At 69.5% G+C, this 19,635-nt stretch carries 10 protein-coding genes and 1 pseudogene; 3 read left to right on the top strand and 8 right to left on the bottom strand.

Annotation, left to right across the window (positions count from 1 at the left end):
• Positions 1 to 41: 41 nt before the first annotated feature.
• The 4 genes and pseudogenes from OHA86_RS35515 to OHA86_RS35500 all read right to left on the bottom strand — a co-directional run.
• Entirely contained in the window at positions 42 to 257 is a 216-nt protein-coding gene (locus tag OHA86_RS35515; protein ID WP_329182011.1) for an RICIN domain-containing protein, read from the bottom strand.
• Between the two features lie 424 nt (positions 258 to 681).
• The gene (locus OHA86_RS35510) at positions 682 to 2,163 is read right to left on the bottom strand and encodes an arabinofuranosidase catalytic domain-containing protein (protein ID WP_329182009.1); all 1,482 of its coding nucleotides are present in this window, start codon (positions 2,161 to 2,163) and stop codon (positions 682 to 684) included.
• Between the two features lie 279 nt (positions 2,164 to 2,442).
• Positions 2,443 to 3,855, bottom strand: a complete 1,413-nt coding sequence (locus OHA86_RS35505) for an endo-1,4-beta-xylanase (protein ID WP_329182007.1) — start codon at positions 3,853 to 3,855, stop codon at positions 2,443 to 2,445.
• A 521-nt stretch (positions 3,856 to 4,376) separates the two neighbouring features.
• Positions 4,377 to 4,898: pseudogene (locus OHA86_RS35500) on the bottom strand (aldose epimerase family protein); the annotation flags it as partial.
• A gap of 863 nt (positions 4,899 to 5,761) precedes the next feature.
• On the opposite strand from OHA86_RS35500, the gene OHA86_RS35495 reads away from it, so the two are divergent.
• The gene (locus OHA86_RS35495; RefSeq protein ID WP_329182005.1) at positions 5,762 to 7,300 is read left to right on the top strand and encodes an arabinofuranosidase catalytic domain-containing protein; all 1,539 of its coding nucleotides are present in this window, start codon (positions 5,762 to 5,764) and stop codon (positions 7,298 to 7,300) included.
• Between the two features lie 243 nt (positions 7,301 to 7,543).
• Positions 7,544 to 9,853, top strand: coding sequence for a ricin-type beta-trefoil lectin domain protein (locus OHA86_RS35490; RefSeq protein WP_329182001.1), 2,310 nt, complete (start codon positions 7,544 to 7,546; stop codon positions 9,851 to 9,853).
• Between the two features lie 150 nt (positions 9,854 to 10,003).
• On the opposite strand, the gene OHA86_RS35485 is transcribed toward OHA86_RS35490, so the two are convergent.
• The 4 genes from OHA86_RS35485 to OHA86_RS35470 form a co-directional block, all read right to left on the bottom strand.
• Entirely contained in the window at positions 10,004 to 10,687 is a 684-nt protein-coding gene (locus OHA86_RS35485) for a FadR/GntR family transcriptional regulator (protein ID WP_443071950.1), read from the bottom strand.
• Positions 10,688 to 11,014: 327 nt separating this feature from the next.
• On the bottom strand, positions 11,015 to 12,109 hold the full coding sequence (locus OHA86_RS35480) for a glycoside hydrolase family 53 protein (RefSeq protein ID WP_329181999.1): 1,095 nt from the start codon (positions 12,107 to 12,109) through the stop codon (positions 11,015 to 11,017).
• A gap of 61 nt (positions 12,110 to 12,170) precedes the next feature.
• A complete protein-coding gene (locus OHA86_RS35475; protein ID WP_443071949.1) occupies positions 12,171 to 14,834 on the bottom strand; it encodes a glycoside hydrolase family 9 protein in 2,664 nt (887 codons plus the stop codon).
• A gap of 112 nt (positions 14,835 to 14,946) precedes the next feature.
• Entirely contained in the window at positions 14,947 to 15,099 is a 153-nt protein-coding gene (locus OHA86_RS35470) for an RICIN domain-containing protein (protein WP_329181997.1), read from the bottom strand.
• A 1,201-nt stretch (positions 15,100 to 16,300) separates the two neighbouring features.
• Here OHA86_RS35470 and OHA86_RS35465 point away from each other — a divergent pair.
• Entirely contained in the window at positions 16,301 to 19,342 is a 3,042-nt protein-coding gene (locus OHA86_RS35465; RefSeq protein ID WP_329181996.1) for an AMP-binding protein, read from the top strand.
• Positions 19,343 to 19,635 lie beyond the last annotated feature (293 nt).

Below are 19,635 nucleotides of genomic sequence, written 5' to 3'. Positions count from 1 at the left end.
TCCCGGAGGACCACCTACCCCACCCCCCACGGGTGAGGTGGTCAGCGGTAGCCGACTGCGGCGACGTTGGCCTGGACCGCGTTGTCGCCGGCGGTGCCGGCCCCGTTGGCGTCCGGACACAGGCCCGACTGGACGCCGGTGATCGACCCGTCGGAGTTCTGCCGCCACTTCTGGTTCGGCTGGCCGTTGCAGTCCCATGTCCGAAGTGCGGTCTCCCCTGCGTGTCGACGCCGCCGCCGGCATCGAGGCAGCGCCACCACGGCGATGACGGCGGGCGCCGGCGAGCTGCGTGCGAGAAGGACTTCGGTACCGAACGGATGAAGACTGCATGGTCTGTCCTTGGCGATATGGGGGGAAGGACCAGCTTTGTTAGCGTTAACCTCAAGGCTCCTCGACACGGGTGGGCCATGAGCCACAACGCGAGGCATGGGATGAATTTACAGGTGGCTGGCTGGTCGATGTCCAGACCCCTGCGTCGCCTATCTCAATTCACGCCGAGCCACCAGGGCTCTTCACTTTTTAGGCAGCTGACGACATGCCGACTGTCGCCGTCGGAAGAGAGAGGAGATGGGATTGATCGCCCCGAATATCTCGTCTCATCGTCAGGGCGCCGGCCGGCGCGGGCAACCCGGTCGCACCCGTGGCCGGCTGTGGGCCGGCCACGGGTGTCAGCCGATCGGATCAGCTGAGGTTCCACTGCTGGTTGCTGCCGCCGTTGCAGGTCCACAGTTCGGCGAGTGCGCCGTTGGCGGTGGAGGCTCCCGTGACGTCGAGGCACAGGCCGGACTGGGTGCTGGTGACGGTGCCGTTGGAGTTGACGCTCCACTGCTGGTTGGCGCCGCCGTTGCAGGACCAGGTCTCGACCTTGGTGCCGGCGGTGGTCTGGTTGTTGTAGGCGTCCAGGCACAGCTGCGAGCCGCCGGAGAAGACCGTCAGCTGGCCCGAGGAGGTACGCGTCCAGCTCTGGTTGGCCTGGCCGTTGCAGTCCCAGATCTGCAGCTGCGTACCGGCCGTGGTCGAGGAGTTCGGCACATCCAGGCACTTGCCCGCGCCCACCGCGTGCAGCGCGCCCGTCGTACCCGTACCACCGCCACCGCCGGAACCGTAGTTGACGGAGTTGATGTTGGTCTGGACGGCGTTCTCGGTGGCGTCGGACGGGTAGCCGGAGGTCATGACGCCCTCGTAGAAGGTGCCCTGGGCGCCCTTGCTGTTGTCGCCGCCGGTGCCGAGGATGATGGCGCCCTGCTTCTTCATCGGGTTGTAGCCCGAGACGTTGGGACGTACCCCGTCGTAGAAGGTGGACAGGCCGCCGGACTGGGCGTTGCCGCCGCGGATGGCCCAGTGGTTCGGTTCGCCCTTGATGATGGCGGTGGTGTAGCGGTAGTTGACCGTCGGGTCACCGGAGTTGAGGTGCTGGTTGACGCCGGAGAACAGGCCGTTCTCCAGGTCGGCCATGATCCACGGGCCGTTGCCCGAACCGTAGCCCCAGACCTTGATGTTGCCGAAGTAGATGGCCTCCATGGTGCCGTTGCCGTCGTCGCGGCTGTCGGTCTCGGCGTTGCCGTAGTCGAAGCAGCAGCCGCCGTTGTAGTGGGTGCCGTCGAAGATGGCGTACATGCCTTCGGGGTTGTCGCCGGTGGCGATGCCGCTGGTGTGGTTGTTGCGGTAGCCGGTGCCGGGGGCGACGAACACGCCGTAGGCCTTGTGGCCGCCGACCGTGGTGGGGGCCGCGGTGGCGTTGGCGAGGTTGTCCGGGCCGCCGGCCGCACTGCCGGCCGGCGCCTGGGTCAGGTTGTTGCTCCGACCGGACTGGTCGTAGATCACGGTGATCACGCACGAGGTCCCGGAGCAGAAGGAGTCCTGCGAGGCCGCGTCCGCGTAACCGCCGGCACTCAGCAGCCCGATATCCTTCGTCGCACTGTCCGAGGCACGCCGCACCTGGTACAGAGGCCCGCTGTACGACGAGTACAACGCCCGCGTCGTACTGTGCGCCGCCACACAGGGCGTACCAGCGGACTGGTAGATGTCACACGGGAGGGAACCGGCCGCCTGCGAGGTATGTGTGCCGCCGACCATGACGCCGGCCGCGAGAGCGACGGACGCACCCGCCGTCAGCGTCCATCGCCTGATCCGGCGGAAACGTTGAGCAACTGCTGATGACATCAGCATCCTCCTTGTCTCGTGGGAGTACGCCGTCGGGAGCGGCGATACGAGCCTTCGAACGGCAGGACCGCAGAGCGCGAGACCCGACAGCAAGGGAAAGGGCACACGGAAGCCAGGAACCCGAGCCGGTGGCACATGGTGTGTTCGGGCCGGTCGCAGGTGGTGCCTTCCGCGCGCGGTGGTACGTGGCGCGCGGCGCCGCCCGTCGTACATGCTGGGGAGAGCAGGAACGGGCGGCACCGCTGTGAGCGTTACCCCATGCCAACGCTCACGTCCGCGTCAGGAGCAGGTGAGCGAAGGTGTCGACGGCGTGCCGTTGGCGAGGAACCCGAAGGTGGTGGAGGCCGAGGGCTGGAGCGAGCCGTTGTAGGACACGTTGGTCACCGACGCCGCCGACCCACTGGTGGACAGCGTCCCGCTCCAGACCTGGGTGATGCTCTGCCCGCTGGACAGGGTCCATCGGACCGTCCAGCCGCTGATCGCCGCGCTGCCGGCGGTGACCTTGACCTCCCCCTGGTAGCCGCCCGACCAGGAATTCGTGGTGGAGTACGTCGCCGTGCACGCGCCTCCTCCGGTGCCGCCGGTGGTGGTTCCACCGGTCGTGGTTCCGCTGGTCGTGCCGCCGTTGGTCGTCCCTGAGGACGTCCCGCCTGTCGCGGTGCCCGTAGCGGAGTTGAGTGCGTTGAGGACGGAGGTGTAGGCGGGTTTGGCGTTGCCGTTGCTGTCGAAGAGCAGGGGGTTGTCGCCGGAGCGCCAGGAGTCGCTGTCGCGGATGCCCCAGACGGTGATGCCGGTGCAGCGGGCGACGTTCAGGCAGGCTTGGACGGTGTTGGTGTACTGGGTGGTGCCGGCTTGGGCGATGTCGAGTTCGGTGAGCTGGACGTCGACGCCGAGGGCGGCGAAGTTGCTGAGGGTGGTCTGGAAGCTGGAGGGGGGTCCGCTGTTGCCGAAGTGGCTCTGGAAGCCGACGCAGTCGATGGGGACGCCGCGGGACTTGAAGTCCTTGACCATGGTGTAGACGCCCTGGGTCTTGGCGTCGGACCAGTTCTCGATGTTGTAGTCGTTGTAGCAGAGCTTGGCGTTGGCATCGGCGGAGCGGGCGGTGCGGAAGGCGTGCTCGATGAAGCCGTTGCCGAGCTTGTCCTGGAAGGGTGAGCTGCGGTGCTGGCCGCTGCCGCCGTCGGCGAAGGCCTCGTTGACCACGTCCCAGGCGTAGATCTTGCCCTTGTAGTGGGTCATCTCCTGCGTGATGTGGTTGTCCATGGCGGACTGCAGGTCGGATGCGGACAGGTTCGAGACCCAGGAGGGCAGCTGGTTGTGCCAGACCAGGGTGTGGCCGCGCATCCGCTGGCCGTGGGCCTGGGCATGACTGACGATCTGGTCCGCGGGACCGAAGTTGAAGTTCCCGCGGGACGGCTCGGTGGTGTCCCACTTCATCTCGTTCTCCGGGGTGATCATGGTGAATTCCCGGTCGAGAATGGTGGAGTACGCCGAGGTGCCGAGCTTGCCCGCCGGCACCGCCGTACCGAAATACCGGCCCGACTGCGCAGCAGCCGACCCCAGCGAACCCGCCGCCGCAGCATGGGTGGCGAACGTGCCCATACCGACGACGGCCAGTGCCGCGCTGGCTGCTAATCCGGTGATCGCGGCCACAGCACTTCTGCCGCCGTGCTCTCTCTTGAACCATGACATTGTAGGATTTCTCCTTTGTGTGGGGGGAGGCATCCGCCGAACCGATGCCCGTACGGCGGCCGGCACGCCAGGCCTCCTGGGCGCGGGCCGCTCCCTGTCACCTCCAGGGAAGACCGCGGGTTAGCGCTAACATGCCAGGGGGCGGACGGGCCGTCAGCGTACGAGGCGGCACGGACAGATGCCGACGTACACCCTTCCGCGCGAAGAAGCGGCTCACGAGCCTCAACGGGCCGACTGAGGCAACGTCACACCGATTACTGCGGGCAACCTGAGTGCGGCTGACCTGCGGTTCAGTGAGCGTTAACATCCATCTCGCCCCATCCGCTTGTGCGATGCGACTCTGGGAGACACACGAGTGCGCCGAAACTTCCGAATGTTTCACAAACGTTTCGGGCACTCTAGGTCGCCGAGTGAGTGGCGTCAATGCATCGCGCGGATTCCCTCCCTTCCGGTGGCCGGGCGGTCTCGGGCACATACCTGGCGCGCGGGCCGAGGACGCTCCCCGGAGGGAGCGCACCCCGTCATCCCACAGCGCGCGTCCGGTAGATCGTCGTCGACCGGTAAGGATGCCCCGGGCGCAGCCATGTGGGCGGATAGTCCGGCCGCCGGGGCGAGTTGGGGAAGTGCTGGGTCTCCAGTGCGACGCCGGTGCGCCGCCGCAGCGGATGGGATCCCGGAGCTTCGCCGAAGCCCTGCCCCGCCGCGGCCGGGGCGGATGGCGTGTTGGCCGTGTACACCTGCAGTCCCGGCTCGGTGGTGAGGCACTCGATCACCCGGCCCGTCGCAGGATGGCTGAGCACCGCCGCCAGGCGCAGCTCACCGCCCTCGCCTCGCAGGACCCAGTTGTGGTCGTAGCCGCCCCCGGCGAGGGCGAGTTGCTCGTCATCGCAACGATCGAGGACCTGGCCCAGCCGGCACGGGCCGGTGAGATCGAAGGAAGTGCCCGCGACCGCCTGCGGCGGACCGGACAGCGGGATGAGTGCGGAGTCCACCGGCGTGTAGGAGTCGGCCGCGACGTACAACTCGTGGTCATGCACCGTACTCCGCCTGCTGCCGGAAAGGTATAGCGGCCCACCGTGGCACCGAGGTAGCGCGCCACGGTGAGCTTGTCCTGAACGCCGTCCGGCGTCAGCACCACGTCAGCCGACCGTCCGTCGAGCCGCGTCCAACCGGGACACCAGCAGGACGACACGCCTGCCACCTGCGCGACGTCCGCCATCGTGGGGGCCCGGCGGCGAGGCCCCCGATGAGGGGTCTCTGCGGTGTGCGACATGGCTCTCCGATCCGTGATGGCCTAAGCGTTAGCGCTCACAGATGTGCCAGTCAAGACATCGTCCGACCTGACCGGAAGATTGCTTTGCCAGCGGATTGCTTGTGCTCTCACCTGTGACCGCACCACGGCTCTGTGCACCTTCGGCTGCGGCGGACGGCCCGCGGTGGCCCGCAGGGAGCAACCAGGGACTCCCCTCCAGGCGCACCCGAACGGGAAGAGGGGAAGCCCCGCGTGCACGCCTCTTGAGGTTCGGACCGAGAATGTGTCAGTCTCATTTCGACACTCGCCAGCCCGGTTCTCGTGAATCCGATCGCCTGCACCTACCTCGCTGTGAGCGCTCACATTCTCCCAGGAGTTGTTCCGTGATCAGAGGAACAGGATCGACCTGGGCAAACCACCGGTGCGCTCCGTCTGCGGACTCTCCGGTGTGCGGCAGCGCAACCGGAATGATCTCGGGAACGCCGCCACGGACACTCCGACTGCGAGCGTCACCTCTCCGAAGAGACTGATGCATCCCCGCCGCCGCGGCGCGGCATAGGTGCTATTGCGGCACGTGTGGCCGGCGCCACCGAGTCCTCCACCACGTTCGGCGGCACCCGTTCTCAGCAGCCCGTTCTCTCGAAAGGAAGATTCATGTCCGTCACGTTCCCCCCACCCACCGGGCTACGCCGCGGCAGACCGCTCGCGGTGCTCCTGCTGGTTCTGGCCCTGGCCGTGGCAGCAGCCATCTTCGGAGGGCAGGCCGACGCCAGCGGGCCCGCCGCAGGCACGAGCACCTCCCGCCAGGCCGCTCCGGCGGCCGCGGCCGCCTCGTCGTTGCCCTGTGATCTGTATGCCACCGGCGGTACGCCGTGCATCGCCGCGCACTCCACGACCCGTGCCCTGTTCGCGGCGTACAACGGCCCGCTGTACCAGATCCAGCGCGCATCGGATCACAGCTACCGCGACATCGGGCTGCTGGCCGCCGGCGGTTACGCCGACGGGGCGTCCCAGGTCTCGTTCTGCTCCGGCACATCGTGCACGATCACCAAGATCTACGACCAGAGCAGCAAGCACAACGACATGCCGATCTCCTGGGGCGGCTACTGGAAGGGCCCCGGCGCCAACGGCGCCGATGTGGGTGCCGACGCCATGGCTCTGCCCGTCACGGCCGCGGGCCACCAGGTCTTCGGCGTCAAGGTCAACCAGGGTGTGGGCTACCGGCTCGACCACGCCAACGGCGCCCCCACCGGCGCCCAGCCCGAGGGCATCTACATGGTCACCTCGTCCAACTTCACCAACCAGTGGTGCTGCTTCGACTACGGCAGCGGTGAGAACACCCACACCGACACCGGCAACGCCACCATGAACTCCATCTACTGGGGCAACGCCTGCTGGTTCGGCGGCTGCACCGGCACCGGCCCCTGGGTCGAGGCCGACCTGGAGAACGGCATGTACCACACCGGGACCGGCTCCAACCACGACGCCAACAACCAGGGCGTCCACTACCCGTTCGTCAGCGCCTGGGAGAAGAACAACGGCACCAGCAACTTCACCCTCAAATACGGAAACGCCGCCTCAGGAGGACTGACCACGACCTATTCGGGCGCTCTGCCGAACGGCTACTCGCCCATGAAGACGGACAGCTCGATCATCCTGGGCACCGGCGGCGACAACAGCGTCTCCGGCCAGGGCGAGTTCTTCGAGGGCGCCATCACCGCCGGCTTCCCCACCGACGCCACCGAGAACGCCGTCCAGGCCACCATCGCCTCCGCCGGCTACGGCACCTCCACCGGCGGCACGGGCACCGGCGGCGCACTGCACGCTGTGGCGGCCGGCAGGTGCCTGGACGTCCCCAACTCCAGTCAGACCAACGGCACCCAGACCGAGCTGTGGGACTGCAACAACGGCGCGAACCAGCAGTGGACCGCCACGAGCGCCAAGGAACTGCGGGTCTACAGCGGCAAGTGCCTCGATGCGGAGGCGAGCGGTACGGCGAACGGCACCCGGGCGATCATCTGGGACTGCAACGGCCAGAACAACCAGAAGTGGAACGTCAACTCCGACGGCACCATCACCAACGCCCAGTCCGGCCTGTGCCTCGACGTCAGTGCCTACGGCACCGCCAACGGCACGCTCGTCCAGCTGTGGGCCTGCACCGGCGCCACCAACCAGAAGTGGAGCCGGAGCTGACACCGCCGTCTGCGGCTCGCCGGCCATCGAGCCGCTGGGCGAGGCATAGCCGCAGCAGTACGTGCTGACCCGAGGGCGGCGCCCGGACCGCCGCGGCGCCGCCCTCTCGCACCGTCCCTCCACGACGCAGAAAGCGAGCAGTCCATGAATCTCCTCCGTCGCGGCCGCCCTGGCCGCAGCCGGCCACCGAGAGGGGCTCTTGTCGCGACCCTCGCCATCGGTGCGGTCGTCGCCGCTCCGGCCGTGACATCGCACGCGGCCACGATGACGACCCTGTACGTCTCACCCACCGGCAGCGGCACCGCGTGTTCCGCCTCGGCCCCCTGCTCGGTCACCCAGGCGAAGTCCTCGGTCGAGGCCGTCGACGGGAACATGAGCGGCGATATCGTCGTGCAACTGGCCGGCGGAACGTACCGCTTGTCCTCCCCCCTGGTGCTGGGCAGCGCGGACTCGGGCAGCAACGGCCACCAGGTGGTCTGGCAGGCCGCTTCCGGGCAGAGTCCGGTGCTGTCCGGCGGGCAGCAGGTGACGGGTTGGACGGTCAAGGACGCGTCCGACAACATCTACGCGGCGTCGGTACCCGGCGGGGCCGACTCGCGGCAGCTGTACGTGGACGGCGCCCTGGCGCCGCGGGCGGCGATCTCCATCGCCCGCAGCGACGTGAACATCACCGCCGGCGGGATGACGATCGTCAATTCGGCGCTCAACTATCTCGCCTCGCTGCCGCAGCAGAACCGGATCGAGCTGGAGAGCCAGAACTCCTTCACCGACCGCTATGCCCCCGTGCAGTCCATCAGCGGCAGCACGATCACGATGCAGCAGCCGGCCTGGAACAACAACAACTGGGGCTACGACACGCTGGTCAAGCCCTTCGCCGGCGGCAGCCTCCAGCTGGAGAATTCCTATTCCTTCCTGAAGACCGCCGGCCAGTGGTTCCTCGACCCGCAGGCCGGACAGCTCTACTACAAGGCGCCGTCGGGGTGGTCGCCCACAGCACACGACATAGAGCTGCCGCGCCTGACCTCCCTGCTGCAGATCGGCGGCAGCTACTCCAGCCCCGCCCACGACATCACCGTCCAGGGGATCGCCTTCGAGCACACGACCTGGCTCCAGCCCAGCAGCTCCCTCGGCTACGCCGACCAGCAGAGCGGTGCCTTCCTGGGGCGCAGCTTCACCCAGCCCTCGGACTTCCTGACGTCCTGCCAGTCCGGCTGCCCGCTGTTCGAAGCCGCCCGCAACAGCTGGAGCCAGGTACCCGCGGCGGTTCAGGTCTCCGCGGCCCGCGGGATCGCCTTCACCGGTGACACCTTCGCGCACCTCGGCCAGGTGGGCCTCGGCATCGGCAACGACGCGGACGCCCACGCCTCCGGAGTGGGCCTCGGCGCGTGGTCGGTCACCGTCACCGGCAGCACCTTCTCCGACGACTCCGGCTCGGGCATCGTGGTCGGCGGCGTCCAGCCCGACGCCCACCACCCCTCCAACGCGGCGATGACCAACCAGGACATCACCATCCAGGGCAACCGGATCACCGGCGTCGCCAAGGACTACAAGGACATGGCCGGCATCCTGTCGACCTACGCCACCCACGCCGTCATCACCCACAACGAGGTCTCGAACCTCGCCTACGACGGCATCGACGTCGGCTGGGGCTGGGGCGCCAACGACCCCGGCGGCAGCCAGGACTACCGCAACCGCGGCCTTTACAACTACCAGCCCGTCTACACCACACCCACGACCCTGAAGAACACCGTCGTCAGCTACAACCTCGTCCACGGCACGAAGAAGGTCTTCCACGACGGCGGGAGCATCTACAACCTGTCCGCCAACCCCGGCGCCAGCATCGACCACAACTACATCTACGACAATCAGCACACCGTGGGCCTCTACCTCGACGAGGGCTCCCGCTACATCAACCTCAAGAACAACGTCATCCAGGACTCCGGCGTGTGGGCCTTCACCAACGCCGGCGGCTCGAACAACACCAACGACAGCACCTTCGACACCAACTGGTACAACTCCGGTGCCACCCAGGTGGCCACCGGCTCACCCCACAACAACGTCCTGACCGGCAACGTCCAGGTCAGCGGAACCAATTGGCCGTCAGCGGCACAACAGGTCATCGCGCAGGCCGGCGTGACCAGCAGCGGCGGCACGGGGAGCACCGGGGCGCTGCGCGCGGTGGGCGCGGGCAAATGCCTCGACGTGCCGAACTCCTCCACCACCCCGGGTACCCAGACGCAGATCCGGGACTGCAACGGCGGCGCCAACCAGACCTTCACCCGCACCTCCTCCGGGCAGTTGACGGTCTACAGCGGCACCAGCCAGCTGTGCCTGGACGCCAGCGGCCAGGGCACCACCCCGGGCACCAAGGTGGCCACCTGGACCTGCAACGGCCAGAACAACCAGCAGTGGACGTTCAACGCGAACGGCACCGTCTCCGGCGTGCAGTCGGGATTGTGCCTGGACGTCACCCAAGGCTCCACCGCCAACGGCGCGCTGGTCGAACTGTGGACCTGCAACGGCCAGAGCAACCAGCAGTGGACGCTCGGGTGACTCGCATCAGCGTGTAGTCCCAGCAGTGCCTGCCGCTGAACCGTGCATCAGGACCGCCGCCTCGCCCCGGGCGCTTCCGGGGCAGGGCGGCGTCGGGCCGTCACTGGTCGCCATCCGCGTGCGCTGCCCCGGAGCGGGCCGGTGGGCGGCTCAGCCGAACACGCGGCGCTGGATCTCGCGGCGGTAGTCCTCAAGGGTCTGGTCCAGGTGGACGGCGGCCGCCTGCGCAGCCGCCTCCGCATCGCCGTCCCTGATCGCCTGATGGATCGCCGCGTGCTCCGCCACCGCCTCCTCGGCATGTCCGCCGACCGTCCCGTGCAACCCGATGACGCTGGACTGCCGCTGAAGCCGACGGGCCTCACGGACCGCGTCCACCAGAAACGGATTCTGCGAAGCCTTCGCCACACTGAGATGGAAATCGTCATCACCGCGGTCGAACAGCTCACGCCGACCGGTCACATGACCCTCCCGGCACATCCCGGCCGCCTCTTCGATCGCCCGCAAGTCCGCCGGAGTCGCACGCGCCGCCGCCAGCCGACTGGCCGCCGCCTCCTGCACCCGGCGAAACTCGAACAACCGGTAGACATGATCAAGATCCGTCGGCAGGAAGAAACTCCCCCACAACGACGAACCCAGCATCCCCTGATCATTCGCCACAAACAGGCCACGGCCCTTCTGCGCACGGATCCGCCCGACGGCCGAAAGGATCTTCACAGCCTCACGCACCACCGTCCGACTGGTACCCAGCCGCGACGCCAACTGATTCTCCGTCGGCATCCGATCCCCCGGACGCAACCCCAACTCCGCGATAAGCCGCAGAATCTCCTCAGCCACACGCTCATAACCAGGCCGATACGCCCCAGTGCCCCCCGCGTCCGGCGGCACCGACACCGAGCCGCCGACCGCCGCACCAGCGGGACCACCGTCCAATGACCCGCCTCCGTCATCTCCCGCCGCCGACCACGCGGTACGCAGCCGGTCGGATGCCATACCGAAGCCTACATCGGCATTCCGAAGGCGAATACGTGTTCGACTTGCCCTGCCCACGCCCCTCCCATATCGTCGATTTGACTGGCGCCACATGGGGAGCTTGCTACGTGTGGCCAAAAGCATCGGCCGCTTCGCCTGAAACCTCAGGCCGGCGGGACGAGCGTCGCGCGCCTACGGTCTCCACCTGACGTCGGGGTTGATGTGGCCTGTCCAGTCGAAGACGGCCATATTGTCCCAGCCGTCACCGCTGTGGCTGATGTCCGCCGGGTCCCAGCCGTTGCCCGGGACCGCGTACCAGGTCGGCTCCCAGTAGAAGACGCCGATCGCCCCAGCGCTGCGGGCGGTGCTCTGTACCGCGTCGAACTCGGCGGCCTGGCCCTGCCAGGTGAGCGGGTATCCCGCACATCCGGAGGTGACCGAGTTGCCGGTTCCGTCGGCGTCCGCCGAGGTGAACGGGTACGCGGTCTCGGCGATGACGACATCCTTGCCGTAGCGGGACCTCATGTCGGAGACGACACCGCCCATGGTGGACAGCGAGCCGTGCCACATGCAGTAGTACGACAGGCCGGTGATGTCCCAGTTGACGCCCTTCGCCTTGATCCCGTCGTAGAACCAGCGTGCGTGCGCGTCGCTGTCCGCGTCCGCGGTGTGGATGACGACCTGGGTGGTGCCGCTGCACGCCTTGGTCGCGTTGTAGCCGGACTTCAGCAGCAGGCTGAGGTTGGTGAAGTCGTTGTTCACCACCCTGCCGTCGTTCCACAGCATCCCCGTGTTGATCTCGTTGCCGATCTGCACGCTGTCCGGCGTGGTGCCCTGGGCCTTGAGGCTGTTGCAGACGTCGTAGGTGTAGTTGTAGACGTCTGTCTGCAGCTGGCCGATGCCGTGGCTCTCCCATGCCGCCGGCTTGTTCTGCTGCCCCGGGTCCGCCCAGCTGTCGGAGTAGTGGAAGTCGACCAGCAGTTTCAGCCCCTTGGCCTTGACCGTCTTCGCGTACTGCAGCACCTTCGCCTTGTTGTTGTAGCCGCCGGCCGGGTTGTTCCAGACCCGCAGCCGGACGTAGTTGACGCCGGCATCCTTGAGGATGTCCAGCGGATCGCGGGCGTTGCCGCTCGCGTCGTAGTATTTCGCGCCGAGATCCAGTGCCCGCTGGGCGGTCGACACGTCCGCGCCGCGCATGCCGAGCGAGGTCGCCGCCGACGCGGACGACGAGGTGGCCGGTATGGCCACCGGCAGGACGAGGGCCGCCAGGAGCAGAGCTGACTTCACGTTCCTACCCGGTTTTCCCGTCATCATTTTCGCTCTCCTCTCCGTGACCCGCCGAGGGCCCTCACGTGACGGTGTCGCAGCGGCCGCCGTTCATGCTCAGCGCCACCGGATCGGCCACCTGGCCGCTCGAAGTGCCGTTGAAGCCGAAGTAGACGGAGGCGCCGGGTGCGAGGGAGCCGTTCCAGCTGACCGGCTTGGCGCTGACCTGGTGCCCGCTCTGGGTGATCTCGGCCTGCCAGCGGTCGGTGATCTGCTGGTTGTCGGCGAAGGACCACGTCAGCTCCCAGGGGGAGACAGCCGTCGTGCCGGTGTTCTTCAGGTACACCACAGTGGTGAAGCCGGCGCTCCACCGGTAGGAGGTGTAGGTGACCTGGCAGGCCGCCCTGCCCCCACCGTGGCCGCCGCTGCCGCCGAGGTCGTCCGCGTAGGAGGCGACCCAGGCCAGTGGCGCGTTCCAGTTGATGGCGCTCTCGTTGGTGGAGTAGGACTCGATGTCGTCGATGTAGCACATCGCCGGCGCGCAGCCGGTCAGCTTGCTCTGCGCGGTCGGGTCCTCCAACTGGCTGTCCGGGCCTCCTGCCAGGGTGCCAGCGGGCGGGTTGGGCAGGTCGGCGTCGAGCTGGTGCGCCCAGATGCGGCTGTGCTGGTTGTGCGAGTTCCGCTCGCCGAAGCCGGTGACGTAGGACTCGTTCAAGGGGTTGCGGCCCAGAACGTAGTCCAGGGCGTGCAGCACCGCGTCCTGGTACTTGGCGCTGCCGGTCAGGTCGCCCGCCACGCCGAGCACCACGGCGTTGTTGAGCACCTGGCTGTTGGACCCCCACACGTAGTGCTGGCCGGAGGGCGCATAGGGCAGGCCGTAGAGCGCGGTCTGCGAGTCCTCGGCGTAGCCGTCGGCGGCGTCGGTCACCATGGAGCGCACGGTGGCGAGCTGGGTCGCGGTCAGCTTGTTGGGCACGGTCGCGAGGTCCAGGGCGCCGAGTGCGGCGGTGGAGCCCCAGGAGAACCCGTCGGGCGGGAAGACGGCGGCGGTGTCGCCGTGCAGCGGGGAGCTGAGCACCGCCTGGCGGTAGGAGTCGTCGCCGGTGGTGATGAAGAGCTCTGACGCAGCCCAGTAGAATTCGTCGGTGACGTCGCTGTCGCTGTAGGCGCCGCCGCCGGTGGCGTCGTTGGGGTCGGCGTAGACGGCCGGGTGGGCCTCGGCCGCGGTCCACGCCTTCTGCGAGGCTGCCAGGCAGCGATCGGCGAACGCCGCGTCGTAGGGCCGGAACAGCCGGGCGCACTGGGCGGCTGCCGCGGCCAGGTTGAGCGTGGCCGCGGTTGACGGCGGGTGCAGCAGGCGCGGCTGGGAGTCCTTGTCCGGCGCCTGCGGGAGGCCGGTCCACGCCTGGTCGTGCAGCTTGTGGTGGGCCATGCCGGCCAGCGGCTGTCCGTCGGGGACCTGCATCTCCATCAGGAAGCCCAGTTCCCAGCGGGCCTCGTCGAGGATGTCGGGCACGCCGTTGCCCGTCTCGGGCACCTTCAGCCTGCCGTCGCCCAGCGCCGCGCCGTTCGCCCCCTCGGCGGTCAGCGTGCGCTCGTAGGAGTTCATCAGCTCGGAGACCGCGATGCCGCCGTTGACGACGTACTTGCCCTGGTCGCCGGCGTCGTACCAGCCGCCCGCCGCGTCCAGGGTGTAGTCGCACACGCCCGGCTGGCAGGGCACGTCGTTGTCACCGGTGTTGGGGGCTACGTTGAGGTGCCCGGCGGGTCGGGCGTACGCGGCGCCGGCTATGGAGCCGTCGATGGCGATGCCGCTGCGCTGGTTGTAGTAGTAGGCGAGGGAGTCGGTCCGCAGCGCGGAGTAGACGTCGTCGGCGATGGAGAACGGCTCGCTGGTCTGGTCGCCGATGGTGACGGTGTAGCCGTCGCCGGGGGTGGTGTAGCTGCCGAAGTCGAACGTCTGGACGTTCTGGTCCGAGGTCGGGTCGGTGCCGCCGGGCTCGGTGGTGCCGGTCGCGACAGCGGTCCCCGCGGCATTCCTGAGCGTCCAGCTCTGCGGCTCGGTGGCGTCGGTGACGAACGTGCCGTCCTTCGGTCCGCTGGGCAGGTAGCCGACCTGGTCCACCCGGACCGGGGAACCGGTGTCAGGCGTGTAGACGGGCGGCTCGGCGCCGCCGCGCAGCGAGATGTCGTCGAGGCACAGCGTGAACGCATGGGAGCTGCCGCCGACCTGGAAGGCGAGCTGGGCGGCGTCGTTGTCCGCCCTGGCGGTGAAGGTGTGGGTGATCGGCGCCGAGGTGTCGCCGATCTGGTCGTGCTCGGACAGCTCGGTGGTGTAGGGGTCGACAGCCATCTGCACGTTGGTGGTGATGGTGACCGGCACCGAGGCGGTCGCGGTGTAGCTGAGGGTGTAGCTCTCGCCCGCGATGAGGGGAAGGTCGCTCTGCCCGATGATGGCGTCCCACGGATTGGCCGTGTCCCCCGGGATGTCCGCGCAGAGCCTGCCGTCCACGACGGAGGCCGGGTTGTTCGCCGTCCACCACCAGGGAGCCGTGCCTCCGTTGGAGAAGTCGCCGTTGACGATCTGCTCCGGCGGCTCGTCGGCGGCGCCGGCCGCTCCGGCCGGAGCGACCAGCGCGGCGCCCAGCAGGCCGGCCACGGCGAGCGTGCCCAGTGCGCGGCCGCGGAGCCGCCGGACCTGTCCGGGACGTCTCGGAGCGTGGGAGCGTGGTGAGTGGGGGATCACGGTTCGTTCCTTCCGGCGGACACGAGAGAGTGGGAGCGCTCCCACGCATGGTGGTGCGCGCCGGGGGCACCGTCAAGGTGCCGAACCGGCCGCGCTCGGGGTACCGACGTGTCTACTGGCGGGTCCACTGCTGGTTGCTGCCGCCGTTGCAGGTCCAGAGTTCGAGCAGCGCGCCGTTGGGGGTGGCGGCCCCGGTGACGTCCGGGCACAGGTTGGAGCCGACGTTGGTGACGGTGCCGTTCGCCGCGTACGGCGCCGGCCCCATTGCCCTCAACGTGCTGCCCGACGACGGGGGCCGCCCGTTGCCCGCCCGCCGCTCGGCCCGAGGCGGCTGCGCCCGGAACCGGAAGCAGCGGCCACCGTGCTGGCCTGCTGCGCCGGACTGCCGCTGGCCCTCGCGATCGCCGCCGCCTATGCCGTCACCCACCCCGGCCCGCCGCTGACAGCACTGGCCACCGAACTGGGCGACACGGCCCGCCCGCTCGACGCCCTGGACGGCGGAGAGCACTCGCGCCCTGCTGCGCGCGGCCCGAGCACGTCCAGCGGCAGTTGGACAGCCTCGGTCAACCGCCCGTCGCCCAGGGCTTTGACCGAGCGGGCGGCGCGGGCGCTGGGAACTTCGCTCCAAGGCGGCACCGGCTCCTTCCCCGAAATACGGCAGAAGCGCAGGCGCCGCACGCGTGAAAATGCAGGAATACGGAACACGGAGTGCGGAGCGCAGGAATACCACAAAGAGCATGGGCAGATATCAGTTGGCCGCAGGAGGCAGGAAAATACAGGCCGGGAGGGCGGCCTGAAGGAAATGGATCGCTTGGCCGCGAGGGCGGCCAGGGGATGACCCGACAGAAGCGCGCTTGTGCGGAGCTGTCGTTCTGGGCTGCCAACGCCCTTCTCTGTTGCGACAGTTGACGAATCGTCGGTCATGCTAGCCGCGGCCGTCGCAACCAGTCAATACGGGGGATCTGGGGCCTGTGTGATGGATCGACACGGCAGCGATGGATGAGGTGTTTGCGGTCCTACCGGCGGGGCTTGACAGCGCAGAATTCAGCGATGAAAGTTCGGATCGGGAATACGGCACACCCTCGCCGACAGTTCCGCCTCCCATTGATCCAGACCATCCGCCGACGTCGGCCAACCGATAAATACCGTCGGAGACGAGAGCTTCACCGGCTCACCGGTTCCGGCGCCGCGCCGGCGTTCCCGCGGGGTACGCCGTTCCCGGTGAATCGGCAACCAGCAAAGCCGGAAACGCGGACGGGTCCGGGGTCGGTCGGCCGATGAAGGCCGACTCGACGCGTCCTGGGCAGGAGCGGGAGCAGTCGCGCCCGATTCCCCCTTGGGCGGGTCGGCCTGCTCGCGGGCACCCGGGGCGTCGCACGGGCCGAGCCCGTCGGCGGCGGCGAAAGGAGCGAACGGCGCTTGAGGCGGCACGACATGACGACAAGTCGACATGAAGGAGGAATGCCGTGACCGGCAAGGACATCCGGGCCCGGCTCGCCGCTGACCCGGAGCTGGGGGCGGGCAACGTGCTTCCCGCGCTGTTGGCCCTCGGGGCCGACCCGGCGGGCCCCGGCGCGGCCTTCGACACCGCTGTTGACGGCTGCCCCGCCGGCCGTCCGCTGACGCTCGGCGAGCTGCGCGAGCGGGTCGCCGCCCGGGCGGCGTGGTGGCACGCGCACGGCGTCGGCCCGCGCGACCCGGTGGCGGTGTACGTGTCGGGGGCCGCGGACTGTCTGCTGACCTTCCTGGCCCTGACCTGGCTCGGGGCGATTCCCGCGCTGATGGACCGGTCCCTGGCGGGCGACGCAGCCGCCGCGTACATACGGCGGCTGCGCCCGGTGGCACTGATGACCGACTCCGGGCACCGCGCCCTGCTGGCCGGCTACGACCTGGAGTCCGTCGCCCTGCACGCGGAAGCGGCGGACACCGGCACCGCGGACCCGGCGGGCGCGCCCGCACACTACCGCCACCACGGCGACGACCCGGTGGCCGTCACCCACTCCGCGGACACCACCCGGGTGCCCGCGGCCGTGGTGCACTCCCACGCCGGCCTCTTCGCGGCCATGCGGCTGTTCCAGCTGACGGCTCCGCCCGCCCGGGGCGCAGAGCGCATGCTCAGCGCGCTGCCCTCCGCCCACGCGGCCGGCGTCCAGGCGCTGAACACGGCGCTGTGCCTGCGCAGCGACCCGCTGTTCCTGTCCGCGCCGCACGACGGCCCCGCGGTGGTGGCCGCGATCGAGCGCTGGAAGCCCGGTGCGGTCCTCGGCTCCGGCGCCACCTGGGCGCAGTTGGCCGCGATGGACCTCGCCGCGCACGACCTCGACTCCGTGTCGCTGTGGCGGAGCACCGGGGGCTGCGTTCCCGAGCCGCACATCCGCAAGCTGGTCGCGGCCGGCTCGCACGAGGCCGTCACCCGCGAGGGCGTCCGCCGTTCCGCCGGCTCCAGCTTCCTGGACGGCATGGGCTCCACGGAGATGGGCCACCCCGTCTTCCACCTCACCCACACCCGCACGACCGAGCGGTACGGGCGATGCGTCGGCGTCCCGCACGGCTTCGCCGAGGTGGCGCTGCTCGACCTGGCGACGGGCCGGGAGGTCCCGGTCGGCGAGGTCGGCCACCTGGGCGTGCGGGGGCCGACCCTGGCTCCCGGCCACTGGAACGACTCGGCGGCGACGTACCGCAGCCGACGGGGCGGCTACCACCTCACCGGCGACCTGATGTACCGGGACGGGGAGGGCTTCTATTACCACGTCGACCGGGCGGCGGACGCGGTGCCGCTGGACGGCGGGAAGTGGCTGTACGCGGCGATGTCGGAGGAGCGCGTCCTCGCCGCGTGTCCCGAGGTGCACGACTGCACGGTGGTCTCCGACCGGGTCCACGGCGAGGTCGTCACCGACGTCCTGCTCGCGCTGCACGCGGGCGCCGACCGGCGGACCGACCGTACGGGCGCGGTCCGCGCCGCCCTGACGTCCGCCGCCGCGGCGACGCTGCGCAGGGTGGTGGTGATCGACGACGCGGACCGGGTCTCCGGCCCGGTGGACAAGTCCGTGATGCGCGAGCGGCATCGCGCGCGGACGGCGGGTGCCGACGCGGGCGCCGCGGAGGGGCCGCCGGCGCCGCCGCTCGCCGAGCAGGTGGCCGTCGGCTTCGCCGGGGACGGCGAGGGCGAGGGTGAGATGTCCTGGGGCATGTCGGAGATATGGGGCGCGATGTGCCGACAGGAGTCCGGGCTGCCGATCGGGGGGCGGGCGCCGCTGGAGGCCGGCAGGACTCTCGGCGACATCGCGGAGGAGCTGCGCTACCTGATGGGCCGCTTCCCCGCCATGCGCACCCGGCTGCGCTTCGACGCCACCGGACGGCCCCGGCAGCGCCTCTTCGCCACCGGCGAGATCACCCTTGAGGTCTACGACGCCGACCCGGACGCCGACCCGGACGAGGTGGCCGCGGCGGTCGAGGCGCACTACCGGCGCACCCCCTTCGACTACGCGAACGCGTGGCCGGTGCGTATGGCGGTGGTGCGGCAGCACGGCAGGCCGGTGCAGCTGGTGACCATCCTGCACCACCTGGCGATGGACGGGCGCGGCGGTGCGATCATGCTCCGCGACGTAGGGGCGCGCGAGACCACGCCGGCCACCGGTATGCAGCAGCTCGAACAGGCCCGCTGGCAGCGGTCGTCCGCCGGGCAGCGGCAGAGCGAGCGGACACTGCGGTTCTTCGAGAACATCCTGCAGACGGTGTCCGCACGGCAGTTACCCGGACCCACGGACCCGCGCACGCCGCGGCACTGGGTGGCCGAGTTCCGCTCACGGGTGCTGGCCGAGGCCCTGCCGATGATCGCCGCGCGAACGGGCACCGGGACGCCGGCCGTCCTGCTGGCGCTGTTCGCGCTCGGCCTGCACCGGGCCACCGGCATCAGCCCCGTGGTGGTCCGCCCGGTGATCAGCAACCGGTTCCGGCCGGGCCTCTCGGACGTGGTGTGCCCCGTCTCGCAGTCGGGCATGTGCTCCCTCGACGTCGAGGGAGCCACCGCCACCGAGGTCGTCGAGCTGACCGGGCAGGCCAGCATCTCCGCCTGGAAGTACGCCTATTACCAACCGGAGGACCTGGACGCGCTGATCGCCCGGCTCTCCCGCGAGCGCGGCGAGGACATCGTGATCGGGACGTACTTCAACGACCGCAGCGCTCACGCCCCGACGCCGGACGCCGCCCAGCAGGTGACCGCCGACGAGCCGGCCGAGCAGCTCCGGGCCGCGCGCGACGACACCACCTTCGCCTGGACCCAGCGACAGGACACCTCATCCGAGCGGTTCTTCGTCCACGCCGACGACACGCCGGACGGCGGGCTGGTGTTCGACATCCGCATCGACACGCACTATGTCTCGCCCGCCCAGGCCGAGGCATTCGCCCGGTGCATGGAGGACGCGGCGGTCGAGGCGGCGGTCGAGGACGCGGGCGGCCGCGGGGAACCGCTGGCCGCCGCCGCGCCGCCGGAAAGGCCGGCCCGTTGACCGGGCCGGGTGGCGGTGGCCTATCACCTCTATCGGCCACCGGTCCTCATCAAGGACGGCTTGCGCCGCGCCGGCCTTCTTGACCTCGCCGACGACATCAGCCGCCGCTTCCGGCACCTGCGCGAGACATCCGGCTTCGGGCATCCGGCGGGTTGCTGCCGCCGGGTGCCCGCACCACCTCAGCGAATGAGTCAGCACCATACTCGAAAGTTTTCGCACAGCCTGCTCGCCGAAGGGGGCTCGCACCAGGCAGGCGGGCAGCACGGGACCAGATCAGGGTCCCAGGCCTGTTT

The organism is Streptomyces sp. NBC_01477 (assembly GCF_036227245.1).
GTDB lineage: Bacteria > Actinomycetota > Actinomycetes > Streptomycetales > Streptomycetaceae > Actinacidiphila.
The sequence above is the reverse complement of the archived record's forward strand: the minus strand, read 5'-3'. Positions and strand labels throughout refer to the sequence as shown.